At 36.2% G+C, this 18,338-nt stretch carries 12 protein-coding genes; 6 read left to right on the top strand and 6 right to left on the bottom strand.

Translation table 11 applies throughout. The annotated features are described in order from the left end of the window. Positions 1-173 precede the first annotated feature (173 nt). Both dnaE and NBC122_RS12010 read left to right on the top strand, forming a co-directional pair. Positions 174-4,826, top strand: a complete 4,653-nt coding sequence (dnaE, locus tag NBC122_RS12015) for a DNA polymerase III subunit alpha (protein ID WP_133440605.1) — start codon at positions 174-176, stop codon at positions 4,824-4,826. A 239-nt stretch (positions 4,827-5,065) separates the two neighbouring features. Next, entirely contained in the window at positions 5,066-5,725 is a 660-nt protein-coding gene (locus NBC122_RS12010) for a response regulator transcription factor (RefSeq protein WP_133440604.1), read from the top strand. Between the two features lie 91 nt (positions 5,726-5,816). On the opposite strand, the gene NBC122_RS12005 is transcribed toward NBC122_RS12010, so the two are convergent. The 6 genes from NBC122_RS12005 to NBC122_RS11980 all read right to left on the bottom strand — a co-directional run bounded on the left by NBC122_RS12005 (position 5,817) and on the right by NBC122_RS11980 (position 11,216). After that, complete coding sequence (locus NBC122_RS12005; RefSeq protein ID WP_133440603.1) at positions 5,817-7,328, bottom strand: carboxypeptidase-like regulatory domain-containing protein; 1,512 nt, start codon at positions 7,326-7,328, stop codon at positions 5,817-5,819. Between the two features lie 4 nt (positions 7,329-7,332). After that, positions 7,333-8,724, bottom strand: a complete 1,392-nt coding sequence (locus tag NBC122_RS12000) for a CsgG/HfaB family protein (RefSeq protein ID WP_133440602.1) — start codon at positions 8,722-8,724, stop codon at positions 7,333-7,335. Positions 8,725-8,735: 11 nt separating this feature from the next. After that, complete coding sequence (locus NBC122_RS11995; protein WP_133440601.1) at positions 8,736-9,131, bottom strand: curli production assembly/transport component CsgF; 396 nt, start codon at positions 9,129-9,131, stop codon at positions 8,736-8,738. 17 nt (positions 9,132-9,148) lie between these two features. Beyond that, complete coding sequence (locus NBC122_RS11990) at positions 9,149-9,886, bottom strand: CsgE family curli-type amyloid fiber assembly protein (RefSeq protein WP_133440600.1); 738 nt, start codon at positions 9,884-9,886, stop codon at positions 9,149-9,151. 16 nt (positions 9,887-9,902) lie between these two features. Next, a complete protein-coding gene (locus tag NBC122_RS11985) occupies positions 9,903-10,304 on the bottom strand; it encodes a hypothetical protein (protein ID WP_133440599.1) in 402 nt (133 codons plus the stop codon). A gap of 81 nt (positions 10,305-10,385) precedes the next feature. Further along, positions 10,386-11,216 (bottom strand): curlin, encoded by an 831-nt coding sequence (locus tag NBC122_RS11980; RefSeq protein ID WP_133440598.1) that lies wholly within the window; start codon positions 11,214-11,216, stop codon positions 10,386-10,388. A gap of 314 nt (positions 11,217-11,530) precedes the next feature. Here NBC122_RS11980 and NBC122_RS11975 point away from each other — a divergent pair, with 314 nt between their 5' ends. The 4 genes from NBC122_RS11975 to NBC122_RS11960 are packed head-to-tail and all read left to right on the top strand — an operon-like array spanning position 11,531 to position 18,326. Beyond that, entirely contained in the window at positions 11,531-12,130 is a 600-nt protein-coding gene (locus NBC122_RS11975; protein ID WP_133440597.1) for a TetR/AcrR family transcriptional regulator, read from the top strand. Position 12,131: 1 nt separating this feature from the next. Continuing rightward, positions 12,132-13,460, top strand: coding sequence for a TolC family protein (locus NBC122_RS11970; protein WP_133440596.1), 1,329 nt, complete (start codon positions 12,132-12,134; stop codon positions 13,458-13,460). Positions 13,461-13,488: 28 nt separating this feature from the next. Next, the gene (locus NBC122_RS11965; RefSeq protein ID WP_133440595.1) at positions 13,489-14,742 is read left to right on the top strand and encodes an efflux RND transporter periplasmic adaptor subunit; all 1,254 of its coding nucleotides are present in this window, start codon (positions 13,489-13,491) and stop codon (positions 14,740-14,742) included. 35 nt (positions 14,743-14,777) lie between these two features. Beyond that, on the top strand, positions 14,778-18,326 hold the full coding sequence (locus tag NBC122_RS11960) for an efflux RND transporter permease subunit (protein ID WP_133440594.1): 3,549 nt from the start codon (positions 14,778-14,780) through the stop codon (positions 18,324-18,326). The last annotated feature ends 12 nt before the right edge of the window (positions 18,327-18,338 follow it).

Here is an 18,338-nt window from a genome sequence, read left to right as displayed (position 1 = left end):
AAAATGAGAAGTTTATTTCAACTGTTACTATCAGATTTTACACTTATTATAAATGATCGGTTTTTATTCTATAAATGTCTAAGTTAAAAATAAAGAAATAACTTCTATTTTCGAAAATTGCAACTTTTTTTTAAAGAAATTTTAGCCTAATTTTACCAAAATTCTTCTTCTACATGTTTTTAATCTTCGATACTGAAACGACCGGTTTACCTAAAAATTTCAACGCTCCGATTACCGATTCCGACAACTGGCCGAGAATGGTGCAGATTGCGTGGCAACTTCACGACAAGGAAGGTAATTTGATTGAAAATCAAGATTATATCATTAAACCTGAAGGGTACGATATTCCGTTTTCTTCTCAGAGAATCCATGGAATTTCCACTAAAATGGCCACTGAAGAAGGCCGTGATCTGAATGAAGTTTTACTGGAATTTAAAGAAGCTTTAAAGAAAGCACAAGTTGTTGTCGGGCACAATATCATTTTCGATTATAATATTGTAGGTGCTGAGTTTTTCAGGAAAGAAGTTGACAATAATTTGCAGGAAATTCCGTCCGCTGATACCATGAAATTGGGAACTGATTTTTGTCAACTTGGAGGTGGAAAAAGCGGAAGATACAAATCTCCGAAACTAACTGAACTTTACGAAAAGTTATACGACGAGAAATTTGATGAAGCGCATAATGCCGCGGCAGACGTAAACTCAACCGCGCAAGTCTTTTTCGAGATGATGCGGATTGGGATCATTCCGGCAGAAGCTTTGAAACTGGAAAGTTCAGAACTTCAGCATTATATCAACAGTCATCCGGTTGCCATCCGGCCATTTCCGATTGTTATCAGAAGACAGGTTGCTGATTCTAAGAAAAAGAAAAAAACCTCCTTTAACAATACGGATGAGATTGAAATCGGAAGTTATTTTAATTTCCACAATCACAGTATTTATTCTTCCCTTCAGGCGTCATCGCATATTCATGAATTGATAAAAAGAGCGCTGGATAATAATTTTCCCGCTGTAGGTATCGTTGATTTAGGGAATATGATGGGCGCGTTTAAATTTATTTCTGAAGTTGAAAAAGCCAACGGTAACATTAAAAAAATATATCAAGAATATTTAGATAAAAAACAAAAAGCAGAAGAAGATGGCGTTGCATTTACAGATGCTGAACCCCGGAAAGAACCTTTAATCCCTATTATCGGTTGTGAGTTTTACCTGTCTGACCGTCCGGATCAAAAGCAGTTTACCAAAGATGATCCCGACCGCAGAACGAATATTGTGCTTTTGGCGAAAAATTTCAATGGCTATAAAAATCTGGCAAAACTATCGAGTTTAGGATATATCAACGGTTTTTATTTTGGTGTTCCGAGGATTTCTAAAAAGATGATTGCGGAACTGAAAGAAGATTTAATTGCCGTAACCGCAGGAACGATGGGAGATATTCCCAATGCAGTTTTAGAATTTGGAGAACAGAAAGGAGAGGAGATTTTTCAATGGTGGAAAAATACCTTTGGGGATGATTTTTATGTACAGCTTCAAAACCATGAAATTGAAGAAGAACATTATTTAAATGATGTGTTACTGAGCTTCGCGGAGAAATATGAAGTCAAAATTTTAGCTCAAAACGAAACCTTTTACACCGAAAAATCAGAGGCACATATTCAGGATATTTTATACTGTATTAAAGATGGCGAGAAATTGTCTTCACCGGTCGGAAAGGGTTTTGGTAAGAGAAGAGGTTTGCCTTCACACGAATATTACATTAAAAACACCGAGGAAATCAAACAGAGTTTCCGTGAATTCCCAGATGCTTTCGAAGCTTATGACGAGTTGGTGAGCAAATTTGAACCTTATACTCTAAAGCGAGATGTATTGCTACCGGAATTTGATATTCCTGAAATATTTCTAAGTGACGAAGATAAGGTTGACGGCGGCAAAAGAGGAGAAAATGCCTATTTAAGACATTTAACCTACGAAGGTGCCGAGAAAAGATATGACGAAATCACCGATGAAATAAGAGAAAGGCTGGATTTTGAATTAGAAGTTATTGCGAAAACCGGTTATCCGGGATATTTTTTGATTGTGCAGGATTTCTGTAATGAAGCCCGGAAAATGGGCGTTTGGGTGGGGCCTGGTCGTGGTTCTGCGGCAGGTTCTGCGGTTGCATATTGTACCGGAATCACCAATGTTGATCCTATAAAATATGATTTGCTATTTGAGCGTTTTCTTAATCCTGAAAGGGTTTCGATGCCCGATATCGATATTGATTTTGATGATGAAGGACGTGATAAAATCATCAAATGGGTGGTTGATAAATATGGTAAAAGTAATGTTGCACAAATTATCACTTATTCGGTTTTGGGTGGGAAATCTGCGATAAAAGATGCGGGGAGGGTTTTAGATCTTCCGATTTTCGAGACCAATAATATTGCGAAATTAATCCCGCCATCACCGGGAATGAATATTGCAAAGGCATTTGCCAAATTTGAAAAACTCGCTCCTGAAGATAAAGTTTTGGCGCAGGAAATGAAAGATATTTTGGCCAATCCAAAAGATGAACGCTATGAAGTTCTTTCTGCCGCTCAGAAAATGGAAGGCTGTATTCGAAATACCGGAATCCATGCCTGTGGAGTGATTATTACGCCGGAAGATATTACGAATTTGGTGCCGATTACGATTGCGGCAAAAGATGCAGATATTTTGGTTTCGCAGTTCGATAACTCGGTGGCGGAAAGTGCCGGTTTGCTGAAAATGGACTTTTTGGGTCTGCGGACTTTAACTATCATTAAACACGCCATTAAACTCATTAAAGAAAAACACGGGATTGATATTGATCCGGATGCCATTCCTTTGGACGATGCGAAAACGTATCAGTTATTTAAAGAGGGAAGAACGGTTGGGATTTTCCAGTATGAAAGTCCGGGAATGCAAAAATATATGCGGGAACTGAAACCGACGGAATTTGCGGATTTAATTGCCATGAATGCTTTGTATCGGCCAGGTCCAATTAAATATATCCCAACATTTATTAATAGGAAAAATGGCGTAGAAGAAACCGTTTACGATTTAGAAGAAACCAAAGAATATCTGGAAGAAACCTACGGAATTACGGTTTATCAGGAACAGGTAATGTTGCTTTCTCAGAAACTGGCCAATTTTACCAAAGGTGAAGCCGATACTTTGCGTAAAGCGATGGGTAAAAAACAAAGAGATGTTCTGGATAAAATGTACCCGAAATTTCTGGAAGGTGGAAAAGTCAATAACCTTGATGAAACCAAACTCAATAAAATCTGGAAAGACTGGGAAGCCTTTGCAGAATATGCGTTCAACAAATCCCACTCTACCTGTTATGCTTTAATTGCTTACCAAACCGCTTATTTGAAAGCCAATTATCCGGCAGAATACATGGCAAGTGTGATGTCGAATAATATTAATAATACCAAACAAATTACTTTATTTATGGAGGATTGTAAAAGTATTGGTGTTGATGTTTTGGGTCCTGATGTAAATGAATCTCAATACGCTTTTGCGGTGAATGAAAAAGGCCAGATCCGGTTTGGACTGGGAGCTATTAAGGGAATTGGCGAAGGCCCGAGTGAAGCAATTGTTGCAGCGAGAAAAGAGGAACGGTATAAGAATATCTATGATTTCTTTGAAAAAATCCCTTCTTCACAAATGAATAAAAGAGTCGCGGAAAGTTTGGTAATTGCCGGTGCTTTTGATGAAGTCGACCGCTATCACCGTGCACAGTATTTCGACATCGATACTTCTGGGAAAACCAATATAGAAAGGTTATTACGGTATGGTTACAGTTTTCAGGACAGTAAAAATGAGATCGAGAATTCCCTCTTTGCCGACTTTGCCGACGAAGTAAAAATCGAGCAGCCCAAAATAAACCCTGCACCGGAATGGCAAAATATGCATAAACTTAACAAAGAAAAAGAAATTATCGGATTCTATCTTTCTGCGCATCCTCTGGATGAATACAAATATCAGTTTCAATTTTTGCAGGGAGCTTTGAGTAAGAAAGAAATTTTAGAAGGTAAAAAAGATGAAACGTTGGAACTCGAAAAAGTAATCTTACCGGTTGAAGTTTCGGAGATTGACGATTCAGACGACGATTTGGTAGATCTTTCTGCTGAAATATTAGATGGTGAAGAGGACGCCTTAATTGAAGAACCTACCAAAATAGTAGAGCCGCGGGGGAATTTTAATTTTTTAAATTTAGATGAAATTGAAAATTTTAAGAACACCGTTTTTGCCAATCAGCCGGATTTATTTAATAATGATAAATTAAACTGGAAGGAAAAACAAGCCCTGAAAAACAATACACCCGAGTATATGGTTGCCGGTTTGATAACCGAATACAGTATTCGGGATGGGAGAAATAGTGGTGAAAAAGTTGCTTTTCTTTTGCTGGAAGATTACAGCGGAAGTTATTCTTTCCGTTTAGGAGACAGGGATTACATGAAATTCAGAGACAAAATCGATGTCCAGAGGTTTATTATTTTTAAAATTAAATTTTCACAAGCCAATGACGGGCGGGTTTTCGTGAATGTCTCAGAGGTTATTGACCTTAAAGAAGCATTTGAAAAGTTTGCAAAGAAAATGACCGTTGTAGTTGATATCAATGATTTACGGAAAGAAGATATCGAATTTTTCAGAAATCAGTTTGATGAACATAAAGGTGAGCAAAAACTTAATTTTTTTATTAAAAATCCGGAGGACGAAAGTCAAATTGAACTTATGAGTATGCAAACCATGATTCAGGTTAATGGAGAATTACTCGAAGTATTTAATGAAACTCAGAAATATCAGATTTTTCTCAATTAGATATATTTTCACCTATTTAACTGAAGAATATTATTAACTAAAATGAAGAAGAAACAGAAGCTCTGTTATAATGATCCTGTTTTTCACGATAATTGAAAATTAATATTTGATGGCATATTAGGCTTTTGTATGTTTTTTTTCAAATCATAACAGTATTAGATTATTGATAACAATCTATTATGCTGCAATTATTTGGTTTTAATTAAAATTAGTGTTAATTTCGTGTAAACACAAATATCATGAAAAATAAAATAATTGTATACGATCTGCAAAGATTGTATTTAGAACGTACCCGTTGTTTTCTAGACGAATACGGTATCACAAAAAAATATAATTTTGAAGGAGTAATGGATTTCGATCATCTCGAGGATCAAATCCTTGAAAAAGACAGCATTTTAATTATCAATACTTTAGGATTAAGCCTTACAGATGTTAATGAAAGTATCGAGAACTTTCTTCATTTAAATCCATCGCTTAAAATAATAATTCATTCTGCCAGTGCCGAAGTTCGATCTATTAAAAAGTTTTTTGACAAAGGGATAAAATGTTATTTTGGTCGCGACACAAGCAGTACCGAATTTCTGGAAGGAATCACTCAGGTGATTGACGGAAAAATTTTCGTGAGTGATGATGCAAAAAGCGCGCTCTTAAATTTTATCTGCAATATTGATGAAGAAGACGAAAAAAAACACAACTTAGCCGAAGAACTTACTGCCAGAGAAAAAGATGTTCTGATCTTAATCTGTGAAGGGCTGCGCTCTAAAGAAATTGCAGAAAAACTATTCATCAGCGCCCATACCGTAGAGTCCCACCGAAGAAATATGATGCTCAAGTTCAACCTCAACAGTTCTTCTAAATTAATGAAATTTGCCTTAGAAAATAAATTGGTTGTCTTTTAACTTCAAATATTAGAATAGAAAAAGCAGATCATATTGATCTGCTTTTTACTTTAAAAAATTAAGGATGAGTACATGAATTCCTTTTAAAATCTTATTCCCAATCAGGCATTTCTGCAGCGCTGAATAATAATGTTCGGGACGATGTATTATTCAGTGTATTGAGTGGTATTTTGTAGATGCTTTTCTCAGAAATCCCATCATTGGAAGTGTTCATAAAAATAATTTCAGCATCATTAGGTGAAAATCTAGGATCTAAATCATTTGAGCCAAGAGGTTTTTCACTTAAAAGAGAAAGGTCCGTAGAAACATTTGTGGTTAGATTATAAAGGAAAATATGTGAATCCAATTGTCTGTGATTTAGATTTTCGTATCCAGAGATATCTCTTGTAAAAATAATTTTATCACCGGCAATAGAAAAATTTAATCCCCCAGCAGCACCTGTCTGTCCGGTTAGAATGGTCTGCAGAATATTTCCCAAAGAATCGATAATGAAAATTTTGGCATTGTAGCCATTAACATCATTTGTCTTTAAAGCTATTTTTGATCCGTCATTGCTCCAGTCGCATTCGGTAATAAAATTTCCGTCAGTTGTGGTGTAAACTAAAGTTAATCCACTTCCGTCTTTATTTATTTTATACAGTTTATTAAAACTAGGGTACAACAGTTCGCTTCCATTCGTACTCCAACTGAAATCTAAATCTTCGTAATTATATCCTAATACCGGTTGAGTGGTAGTTACCTGTTTCAAATTAGAACCATCTTTTTTGGCGGTAAAAATTTGAGTGGTTCCTGCAACAGTTCGCAGGAATGCAACTAAGCCAGCATCATTATTCAACTTAGGCCTCCAGCTGTTCACAGAATTTGGCGTAAACTGAAAATTCTGACCAGCTTCATTGCTGGAAACTATATAATAATTAGAACCTGCTTTTTTGACGTAATGAAATCTGTTGTTAGGAGTATCTGAAACTTTAAATTGCTGAATTGCACTATAAACAGGAGTATTCACTGTATCATCCGCTACGACTTGCCAGAAATAAGTGACTCCAAAAATTAAATTATCTAGAACATAATTTTTAGTTTTAATATTATCTTTCTCGAAGACAATATTGTTTAAACTGTTTTTTACGATAATTTTAAATTTTAATTTTAAGGAATCTCCAGCATCAGGATCAGTGCTGCTCCAGGTAAGGTTTACCGAAGTAGGTTGATCCACTGACTGATCCACTGGAGTTAATAAAATTGGGACTGAAGGGGGTGAGTTTAAAGAATTATCATCTGACATTTCAAAAACAACACTTATCCCATCTTGTGTTTTCACATTCACTCCTTGAAATGTAGATAAATAACCGGTGAGTTCTGCTTTTAAAGAATAATCTCCTAGCGGGACATTGTCTAATATAAATGTGCCGTCTGTTTTAGTAAAAACAGTTTGAGTAGTCGGAGACGTATATATTTTCACATTAGACAGCGGAGCATTGTTTCCTTTTTTAACGACTTTTCCCGTAATCGTGCCTGTTGTTACTTTCCCTACCAATTCTTCTCTACACGAAATGCAGAAAAGAAACAGTAAAGATCCTAATAAAGAATATAATAGCGTTTTCATGGTTTTATTTTTTTTTATTGAGTTTTTTGGCCTGGTCAAAATAATAGTTAATTCCAATACCAATATGAAAGGCTTGATCTTTTCGTTTGCCATTGACAAAATCATCCCAGGTATCATCAAATCCCATATCATACTGAGCATTGAGTCTAAAAGCGAGATTGTTTCCCAGCAAGTACTCCAGGCCGCCCCCAAATTGATATTTAAAGAAATTTTTACCATGATACATCGATCCAAGACCGGCGTAAGCGTAAGGAGAAAAGCTAAACTTTGGCAGCAAAAGATATTCGAGATTGAGATCGGTGTACATAAAGTTATGTTTAACGATTCCTGTATTTTCTAATTTTTCATAACCGACACTCACTTCAGCGTTCACATGATCGTTAAAAAAATATTTGAATCCTGCTTTTCCGCCGATATTCATTTTAGCATCGGTATAATCACCTTTGATATAATCCCCGTTAGCCATTACCAATATAGATGCCCGAGTCCGTTCTTTATCAGAAAACTTATTTCCCACCAACTGATTGGTATTTTGTTCTTTTTCTGCATGATATTTTTGAAGAAGATCTTTTAATTCTTTTTCATGAACTTTTTCTATTCGAAACGTTCCATCTTCAACACTTTCTAAAATTAATGTATAGACGGCTTTTTCTATCGCCTGCGTAACAGCTAAACTTACAGGCTCGTTTTGCGTGAAGCCCATTTCAGCCTCGAGAATCCTATCCGTGTCGATATACCGGAAAAAGCTTCCGTTGACGGTAGTTGAGAGAATGTTTTTGGAAGTATAAATGGTCTTAAGTATTTCGCCCGTCATGCTCGAGACCACGCGCAGATAAACTGTCACGCGATCTTGCCGGTACTGAGTTCCGCCACCGACTCCAAAATAACGCGCACCTATTCCGCCCGTCATTACATTGGAATCATAGGAAACTATTCCTCCTTCTAAAAGGATTCCGGCGTAGAGTAGAGGTGGAAGCTGGTCGCTGATAATCGTTTTTCCGTCGGTTGCAACTTCATATTCTTTTCTGGTAGATCTGATAATTTGTCGTTCATTTAAAAGATTTCCAATATTTTCTCTTTCAATGGGACGGAACCATTTAGAATCCTCTAAAGCTTTCAGTAAAATAGAGGTGGTTCCTTGTGGGATAGCAGTGCTCCAATTGCTGCCATTTTCTGCCATTTTGTACTGACCGGTTTGGTCTTTGAATTTATAGACTCCAATGACAATTTTTTCTTCCGGTGCAGGTAATTCTTTGAGCTGTTTGGTATAGGGAGTCATTTCTCCCAATGTAGATTTATCTCCCTCGGCGGGCAGATTCATCATTGTACCACAGCTGTTCATTACCCCTAGCAAGAAGAGCAGGAGTAAAATTTTGATTGTTAATAAAGTTTTCATGATATTAATTCTTAGTTCGGGATTATGATCTCTGACTGCTCACCTGTTGATGTATTTAAAATTCTTACTATTAATCCTTTGTCAGACTGTGTAACTTGTACGTACATTGAACCGAAAGTGTAATTTCCCGGTTTTAAATTTCCATCTCCGAATTGATTTCCGAAGAGTTTTTGAGACAGTTGACTCAATAACTGCCGATTGAGACTTTCAGTGAAACTATCCAGCGAGCTCAGTGAATTAAAAGCTGAAGTGTTACCTTTGAATTGATTTTGGGAAGCAGCTGAACTTAAAAGCCATTGGTAATTAAAAGTATCACCACCAAAAGCTGGATTTACTGGCTTGTACACAAACTGCTGTGCACTTACTAAACCTGTTCCCAGGAGTAAATATAAAATAAGTGTTTTCATAGGAAATATTTTTTATGTTAATAAATAAAACCTTTATCATTTACCTGACGGTCGTGATCATATGCTATCAGACCTGCAACAGTCTGTTGTACGGCATCATCTAAATAATCATCTTCTGGCCGGGCCATAAAGGAGAGAATGTTTTCATCATTTGCGAAAATCTGAAGCATCATATTTGTTCCTGTTGAAGGAAGTTCTGCAATACGTACTCTGAATCCAAATTTGATATCATTCAACATTAATACAGAAAATAGCTTTCGGTAAAACTCATCACCAATTCTGGTTTTAGAATCATTAATAACCAAACTGGTCATCATCATATTTTCTTCGTTTGTTGTTTTCTCATAAGAGACTGCATTTTTGAAATTTTTCGAATTCATTTCCAAACTGTCTTTCGCAATAACTTTTGCAGTTTTTTCATCTTTAATAAAAAGATAAACTTTCAGTGCGTCATCTTTATTAGCATTAATAGAAATTTCCGAAAGAACTTTTGTTTCTTTCGGAAGAAGGGTAAATTTATTTTCTTGTTTTGAAGAAGACATGTTTTTTCCTTTGTCTTTTTTAACTGCAAGAAAGATATAATTCAGTGAGCGGAAAACTTCACTTTGATTTTGAACCACTGCTTTTAAATTGAATGCACCTTCAACGTCGTGAGTTTCAATTTTTGCAATTACTTTATTGAGATCCTGCGCATGAGATTTAATTCCACAAAAAATGAGGAACATAAGACTGATGCTTTTACAAATATTTTTCATCCTTTTATTTTTAAAATTAATAGTGTCGCACAAAAATCATTTTATCGTTCGTTTTTAGATTAATCTGCATTTCCTTTGAATTACTATTGTTACCGGTGACATCAATATAATTATTGTTGCCTTCTACATTTACTTTCTGTTTATTATCTAAATTAGGATTCGTATTCGTCATTAGTGTGGTGTTAAAGTCACCAGTTTGCCGAATCATTAAGTCGCTTCTTTTACTTTTGTCATAAACCATTGCGGTGTTATTATTTCCTAATTGAGTCACTGAACTTCTTGAAATGAGGGAAATATCCTTTGCCGGTGCACTAATTATACTTAATGCATTTAAACTGTTGATTTCACTAAAATCGATTTTTTGTGCATTAATTAAAAAACAGAAAAGAATCGCAATGATTAAGAATATATTTTTCATGATATTATTTTTGGATAAAAGGGAGAAACTATTCAATAGTTTCTCCCACAGGATGAATTAATATCAGATGGTTAAGAGTTATTAACAACCATGACCTCCTGAGTTTGTTGGGCATTTTACTGGTGGCATATGTGGATTTAATACTACACCTCCGCCAGGATTACTATCTTGTAAAACAGTAATCTTGTTGTCGCATCCTATTTGAGAATCAAGTGAATAGTGGCTGTTTCCTATTTGAGTTTGGCTGATGGTATTTCTATCACCAATCTGGGAAGCAATTGCTTTGTTGTAATTACCGGTTTGACTTTGGGTAATTTTATTATCATAACCTAGCTGCGTTGCATAAGCGTCATTATCATATCCATTTTGGTTTTGGGAAATATTATTGTTAGCCCCTCTTTGCGATGCATCAGCATCATTTTTATTCCCTTTTTGTGTTTGAGTAACTTTGTTATCATTACCTTCCTGGTTGGAATTTGCATCGTTATCATCTCCTGTTTGGGTTTGAGTCGCCTCGTTACGTTTACCAACTTGCATTGCATAAGCAGAGTTATCATCACCTTTTTGGTTTTGATTCACTTTGTTAAATTCACCATACTGTTTTGTAGTTGCCTCATTACTATCACCTAATTGTGAAGCTATATTGCTGTTGTAATTGCCACTTTGGTAAACGGTTTCGTGATTTTTGTCACCAATACTGGATGTTGCATTTTTGTTCTCTTTACCGTACTGGGTAACTTTAGCATCATTTTTATCTCCCCACTGAAGGATTCCATTAGCGTTTTTGTATCCATGTTGACCAACGTTTGCGGTATTGAAGTCTCCCCATTGCGTTGTTACATCGGTGTTTTGTTGTGCATTCATAAATGCCACTGCCATAAGTGCGAAAGCACTTGCTAGTAATTTTTTCATGATTAAAAATTTTTGGTTAGTTTGTGATACAAATGTATATCGATTCTGAAGCGAAAAAACCACAGATAAGACTGAAATTTCCTAATTGAATGAAAAGTATGAGGAACACAGTTAATACACCTATAAAAAAATGGGGTATTTACGCAAATCGGTTTTATAAAGCCCGGAAATGAAAAAAGTTAAAATTTCTTAAATAGGATTGCAGATGACTTGCCAGCGTCACATTCAAGATTAAATAATGAGGGCGTAGCAAATTAAAAACCAGGAAACTAATTTTGTTTTCTAGTTTTCTTTCTTATATTTGCAAACTTATTATGGAAGAGAATACAATTTTTTTAACAAAAGTTTCGCAGCTGTTCATAGAAAACGGTGCAAAAACTTTGACAATGGATGATATTGCGAAAGCTTTCGGAATCTCCAAAAAGACTTTATATGTTAAATATAAAAACAAGGAAGAACTAATTGAAGAGGTGCTTCATTTTAAACTTGAAGAAATTATTGCCCGGTTAAAATATCTGGATCAAACAATTCAAAATGCAATTGAAAGGATGTTTTGCAGGGATGAGGAAATGGATAATGTTGCCGATTCCAACAATACGATCCTTATTAAACAACTGATTAAATACTACCCAGCAATCTTCAATAAACACATGATTGAATTTTCAGATAAATTCGCCGAAGTTCTGGTTCACAATATCGAAAAAGGAAGAGAACAGGGATTATACCGAACTAATTTTGATGCTGAAGTGTACTCTAAATTATTTTTTCAATTGATCATGTCTATGGAAAACCCTCTTTATGTAGATCCAAGTACAATCAATAAAGTTTATTATAAACATGAGATTATGAGTATGTACATGAACGCCATTACCAACGAAAAAGGAAAACAGATCTTAAAAAATTTAAATTATTAATATGAAGAAAATACTTCAGTTCTTCGCTATCACAACATTTTCATCGATGGCTTTTGCGCAACAAAGTTTCTCACTTGATGAGTCTTGGCAATACGCAATTGATCATAATGTAAATGTAAAGAAAGCAAAAATAGACAAGACCATTGCAGGACAGAAAGTGAAAGAAACAATCGGGATTGGTTTGCCACAACTGGACGGTCAGGCAAAATATAATTATTTTCTTAATGTTCCAGTGCAGTTACTTCCTGCAGAACTTGCCGGTGGCGACCCCGGAACTTATATTCCGGTGAAATTTGGTCAGAAACAAAGTATGACCGGCGGCTTAACACTGAGCCAGCTTTTATTCAGTGGGTCTTATATTGTAGGATTACAAGCTTCCAAAGCGTATAAAGAAACAGCTGCTTTGGCAGAAGAGAAAACAGAAATTTCTGTGAAGGAAGGAATTATGATGGCATACGCTGCCGTTTTGGTCACTGATGAAAACATCAAAACTTTAGAAGAAAACCGCAAGGTAGTTGAGAAATCTCTTTACGACACTAAAGAAACCTACAAAGTGGGCTTAATTGAATACCAGAATGTAGAACAGCTGGAATACAGTTATAAAAGCTTGTTAGCTAATCAGCAGAATCTGAACAGAAGTCGTGAAAAAGTACTGATGGCACTTAAATATTTAATGGGATATCCGTTGGAAGATAAATTGACATTGACTTCAACATTAGACCAACTCATTAAAAAAAATGAAACGTTAGTGGATATGACTAATTTCATTAATAATGAAAATCATATCGACATTCGATTGAAAGAAAATGCCCTTACCCTTTCAGAGCTGGAATTTAAACTGGAAAAATCGAAATCTTTGCCGACCCTTTCAGCTGCTGTCGCTTCTAATTATAATGGTTACAGTGATCAGTTTAATTTTTTGAAATCTTCGCAACAATGGTTTAATACATCGGTTGTGGCTGTTCAGTTAGATATTCCAATTTTTAGTGGTTTTCAAAGACATTGGAGAACCCAGCAGGCTAAATTAAATTTAGAAAAAGCCAAACTGGATGTAGAAGATATCAAACGGGATCTGAGTAACAAAGCATTTGCTGCTACGATTGATTACAATAACGCTTACAATTCTTACAAAAATTCTGAAGAATTAATCACACTTTCATCCAGCATTTACAATAAAGAAAGAATCAAATTCAATGAAGGTTTAGGAACAAGTTTCGACCTTCAACAAAGTGAAACACAGTTGTACGATTCACAGGCAAAATATTATCAGGCGGCCATCGAGCTGATTCAAGCGAAAACAAAACTCGACGAAGCTTTAGGAACCCTTTAATCAAAAACTAATACTCTAAAATAATTCAATGAAAAAGATATTAATACCAATTGTTATTTTAACCGGACTTTCTTCCTGCAAGAAAGAGAATAACGCAAAAGACGAAAAACTTGAAATTCTAATCAAGAATAAAGACATCAAAGGAATTGAAGCTTATAAAGAGCGTCAGAAATTCAAAATCGACAGTCTTAATCAGGTCATGCTGAACATCGATGAGAACTTAGTTTCTATGGGAGTTGTTCCGGATGCCAGCGGAGTAGTTTCTACCCAGAAATTAGAAATTTCGAATTTCGTGCACAATGTGGAAATCCAGGGAAATGTAACCACTGACCAGGATGTAAAAGTTCAACCTCAGTTCTCAGGAACATTGTCTTTATTTGTTAAAAAAGGGCAGAATGTAAAAAGTGGACAGGTGATCGGCAGAGTGGCAGATGGTGGTTTACGCGATCAATATCTACAGGCACAAAATGGAGTAACTGCAATGAAAGCGCAAATTGCTGCTGCACAATCCAATACCAATTTATCGAAAATTGCTTATGAAAAACAGGCCGCACTTTGGAAACAGAAAATTGGTTCAGAGTTTCAGTTCCTTCAGGCAAAAGCAAATTATGAAGCTGCACAAAAATCCGTTTCCGCACTTAACAGTCAAGCTGCCGGATTAGAAAGAGCTGCGGATGCTGTAAAAGCAAATTTAGCAAAAACCGCAATTGTCGCACCTTTCAGTGGTGTTATCGATGAGGTGATTACCCAAAATGGACAAATTGTTTCTCCGGGAACAGATATCGTAAAATTAATCTCATTGGGAACGATGCGTGTGGAAGCAGATGTTCCGGAATCATATTTAGCGAAAGTACGACAGGGAACTTCTGCGAAAATATTCTTGCCAACTTTAAACCAAACCATCAGTTCTTCGGTAAGATTGGTTGGGAACTACATCAATCCAACAAACAGAACCTTTAAAATTGAAATCCCGATTTCTAATAATGGTGGTGTTATTAAACCAAATTTATTAGCTCAGGTGAAGATTGAGGATTATGTAAATCCTAATGCCATTCAGGTGGGACAACAGTATATTTACGAAGATGCCTCGAAAAGATCTTATGTTTTTGTCGCATCTAATATTAAAGGAAAAGATGCTGTTGCTAAAAAAGTATTTGTAAACCCTGGCGAAAAATCTGAGAATTCCGTAGAAATTACAACAGGACTAAAAGCGGGAGATATCATTATTACCGATGGTTCTAAAAACCTAAGCGACGGGCAGAAAGTGAAGTTGGCTCAATAAAAAATTTCAGATTAATTCGATTTTAATTAAAAAATATGAACGAAAATAAACACCACCAAAAAGAATCTTTCTTCTCGAGTTGGGCAGTTGATAATAGAACGACGGTTTATGTACTGACTTTCATCATTGTACTTCTGGGGATTTATTCATTCTTTTCGATGCCCAGGGAAAGTTTCCCGGAGGTGGTTCAAAACAATATTTACATTTCCTCTGTGTATCCCGGAAACTCTGCCGAGGATGTCGAAAAATTAATTACAAAGGAACTTGAAGATAAATTCAAGAATATTTCCGGAGTGAGTAAAGTAACATCCAACTCTTTTCAGGATTATGGTTTGATCGTAGTTGAGTTTGATGCGAAAGTAAAAGTCGCAGAAGCGAAGCAGCGCATTAAAGATAAAGTAGATGAAGCAAAAGGAGGCCAGGATTGGCCAAGTTTAGATTCCGGTTCGAAAGTAGAGCCCAGCGTTTTCGATCTCAATATTTCGGAAGAACTTCCAATTCTTAATATCAACTTGAAAGGGAATTATCCGAAATTCACTTTAAAACAATATGCAGAAGATTTAAAAGATGACTTAGAAGATATTTCGGAAGTGAAAGAAGCCGTGATCTTAGGAGTTGATGATAATGAAGTGGAGGTTGCTCTGGATTTATTTAAAATGAATGCAGCGGGCGTAAGTTTCGACCAGGTAATCAGTGCCGTTAAAAATGAAAACATAACAATATCCGGAGGTAATTTAGTTACAGACGGTAATCGGGAAAACGTCCGTATTAAAGGACAGATTTCTTCGCCATCAGATCTAAAGAACTTCGTGGTAAAACCAGGAATAAAGATCCAGGATATCGGTAGCGTAAATTTTCAGGAAAAAGAAAAAACCACTTTCGCGAGAGAATCGGGAAGAGATGTGGTCATGATTAACTTGAAAAAAAGAGCAGGAACCAATATGATTTCCGCGATCGATCAGGCTAAAGAGAAAATCGAAGCAGCCAGGAATAGCTATTTGCCAAAAGATTTGGAGGTAACTTTAACTTCTGACCAGTCTTCGGCCGTAGAACACCAGGTGAACGAACTGGCAAACCATATCTTAATAGGAATCCTTTTAGTAATGGCCGTTTTAAGTTTCTCTATGGGAATGAAAAATGCACTGTTTGTAGGAACCGCAATTCCATTATCAATGTTGATCGCTTTTGCGGTTCTTCAAATGGCAGGAATTACATTGAACACAATGGTTCTTTTTGCAATGGTAATGGGTCTGGGGATGTTGGTAGATGACGGGATTGTGGTCGTAGACAATGTTTACGCCAATATGGAAAAGGGCTTACCAAGGAGACTGGCTTCTAAATATGGTATTGGCGAAATTGCCTTCCCGGTAATTACTTCAACTTTAACTACTGTTTTCGCTTTCCTTCCAATGTTGCTTTGGCCGGGAATCATGGGTGAATTTATGAAGTATTTCCCAATTACGATTTCGGTTACTTTGATGGCTTCGCTTTTTGTGGCATTGATCATTAATGCTTCGATGACGGGTGGTGCAATGACTTTAGAAAATAAAAATATTTCAAAAAATCAGGCAAAAAAATACACCCTTATTTTTGGAACTCTGATGGTTGTTTTTGGAATTTTACGATTAGTGACCGGGGTTACTTATTTCTTCGGAGTGGTAACTTTCTCGGCATTGGCAATTATTGCAATCTGGCTTTACAAAGGGTTCTTCCATGACAGAATTGAACATTTCCAGCATACATTTTTCCCAAGTTTGGCAGAGAAATATCAGGATTTTATCAGCAATTTATTAAATGGTAAAAAACCAAGAAATGCCTTTTTAGGAGTGATTGGAATTTTGATTTTCTCATTTATCCTTTACGGAGCGATGATGGGAATCGGTCGTTCAAAAGTATTGTTCTTCCCAGAAAACATTCCTAAGCAAACCATTGTTTATATGGAATATCCGCAAGGAACAGATATTGGCAAAACCAACATCGCAACCAAACAGGTCGAAGGGAAAATTCTACAGGTTCTTCAAAAATATAAAAATCCGGACGGTTCAAATTTTCTGGTAGAATCAATGGTAACTTCCGTTGGGAAAGGCGCAACCAATCCACAGGTTGATGCCGGTTCACAAGCTGATACTCCGTTTAAATCAAAAATTACGGTAACCTATGTAGAGTTTGCAAAAAGAAAAGGAATCAATACGGCCGACGTCATGGAGGAAATTCGGAAAGCGATTCCGGATATTCCGGGATTTGCGTACACGGTGGAAAAAGATGCGAACGGCCCGCCAGTTGGTTATCCTATTTCAATTGAGTTGAAAGGTGATGACTACGACCAGTTACTTAATGAAGCCAATAAAATGATTACGTTTATCAATGGACAAAACATTTCAGGAATTGAGAAACTTCAGTCTGATATCAACAAAGACAGTCCGGAATTAATCATCGATATTAACCGGGAAACTGCAGGTAATCTGGGAGTAACAACCGCATACACTGGGATTACTTTGCGTAGAGCTTTGTTTGGACAAGATATCTCTACGTATAAAGATGTGAAACATGATTATGATATTGCAGTAAGACTGAAACAGGATCAACGTAGAAATACGAGCATCTTATTCAACCAGCCAATTACATTGCAAGGTCCAAACGGAACGATTCAAGTTCCGATGTCCACTTTTGCTACAATGAAAGAGGATAACACCTTTAATAAAATTAAAAGAAAAGACAACAGCCGTACGATCATGGTTTATTCCGGAGTATTGAAAGGAGCTAACTCGAATGAAATCGTGCAGAAAATCCGGATGTCATTAAAGAACTATAAAACACCAGATGGTGTCACCTATACTTTTGGTGGTGAGCAGGAAGAACAGGGCAAAAACATGAATTTCCTTTTGTTTGCTCTTTTCCTGGCAATGTCACTGGTAACTTCAATTATCGTTTTCCAGTTTAACTCACTATCGAAAACGCTGATCATTATGACGACTATTTTACTGAGTTTCTCTGGAGTATTCTTAGGTTTAGCAATCTTTGGAATGGACTTCGTGATCTTAATGACCATGATGGGAATTATTTCACTCGCAGGAGTTGTAGTGAAAAACGGAATTGTTTTAATGGACTTCTTCGTGCTCAAGCTCGATGAAAAAGTAGTGGAAAAAGGAGTAGAAACCCATGATGATCTGGAACTGGAAGAGGTAAAAGAAATCATCGTACAATCTGGAAAAGAACGTTTACGCCCGGTATTATTAACGGCTACCACGGCGATTTTAGGATTGATTCCTTTGGCAATCGGATTAAACTTTGACGTAGCTTCGTTCTTAACAACCTTGAATCCGCATTTCTCTTTAGGTGGAGATAACGTCTCTTTCTGGGGACCACTAGCGTGGACAATTATTTTCGGACTTTCATTTGCGACCTTCTTAACCCTGATTATTGTTCCGGTAATGTTCTACATTATCTCAAAACGAAAAATCAATAACAGAAGAAAGTATTTGAAAAAGCACGAGCATGATGCAGAAGATGAAGCAGCAGAAATCGAAAGATTAAGAAAACTTTATCCAGAAGACAGTCATCTGCAAAATTTAAATCCAGAATAAATACCGGTTTAA

Origin of the sequence: Chryseobacterium salivictor (assembly GCF_004359195.1) — a bacterium.
Lineage (GTDB): Bacteria > Bacteroidota > Bacteroidia > Flavobacteriales > Weeksellaceae > Kaistella > Kaistella salivictor.
The sequence above is the reverse complement of the archived record's forward strand: the minus strand, read 5'-3'. Positions and strand labels throughout refer to the sequence as shown.